Consider the following 1,170-nt stretch of genomic DNA (forward strand, 5'->3'; position numbering starts at 1 on the left):
CATCTGATTTTACGACTACCCAGGGTGCGTCAGCGGTATCGGTGTAGAAAAACATCGCTTCTTTCGCTTCGGTATAGTCATTCCATTTTTCTTGAGCAAGTTTGTCGATAGGGCTTAGTTTCCACTGTTTTAGAGGGTCAGTTTCACGTTTCTGAAAGCGAGCGGTTTGCTCTTCTTCAGTAACAGAGAACCAATACTTAAATAATTTTATACCGCTACGGGTAAGCATTCTTTCTAGTTCTGGCGTTTGACGCATAAACTCAAGGTAGTCGCTCGGTTCGCAGAACCCCATAACTCTTTCAACACCTGCTCGGTTATACCAAGACCGGTCGAATAAAACGAGTTCACCTTTGGTGGGCAGGTGTTTAATGTAGCGTTGAAAGTACCACTGACCGAGCTCTTCTTCAGTCGGCTTTTCCAAAGCAACAACGTGAGCGCCCCGTGGGTTTAGATGTTCCATAAAGCGTTTTATGGTGCCACCTTTACCAGCGGCATCTCGCCCTTCAAACAGAATCACTATTTTTTGTCCTGACTCTCTTATCCACTTCTGGGCTTTTAGTAGCTCGATTTGTAATTCTTTTTTTATGCTTTCGTATCGTTGGCGACTAATTTTTGTCTTGTATGGGTATTCGCCTGACCTAAATGATTCGGCAATATAATGTGGGTCATGGCGTTTTTCTGCTAGAGCGTGAAGCTGAGTCCCTACTGAGCTCAAAGTCTTATTCTTAGACGAAGTTTGCTTGTCTGATTGATTCTTATCTGAGTTTTGCATGGTTCTTTTCTAGCCCTCTTTTTTAAACGTAATCCTTAAGTCTACTAGACAATTGGAGGGCGCATGGTTAAATAACGGGCTTGATTGATATGTGTCAATACCTATGAGTGGATATCTAACGGTTAATGGGCAGTAGATGTAATTTTATAAGCCAATGATTGGAGATTAGGGCTGAGGATAACCTTGAGCGCGAGTGGCCCTTGCTTAAGATAGGTTACGCCTGATACTTGTCATTTCCGCGATTTAAAGTGAGCATGAACTCGCTTAACAAACTCCATATACTGACTTTCGTCGTGCAAATTCACTTCTTCTTCGATCGGCAATAAAGGGAACCTTTCCTTCAAGGCTGCCGCGAATAGGCCCATACCGCCTTGTTGGTGAATAGTGCTGTCACTCTG

At 43.4% G+C, this 1,170-nt stretch carries 1 protein-coding gene; it reads right to left on the reverse strand.

Going from position 1 to position 1,170, the window contains the following annotated elements; translation table 11 throughout:
• The coding region (gene ppk2, locus A3766_RS23030; RefSeq protein ID WP_082907189.1) for a polyphosphate kinase 2 at positions 1–772 on the reverse strand (772 nt) is incomplete at its 3' end.
• Positions 773–1,170 lie beyond the last annotated feature (398 nt).

The sequence above is a fragment of the Oleiphilus sp. HI0132 genome, from assembly GCF_001635845.1.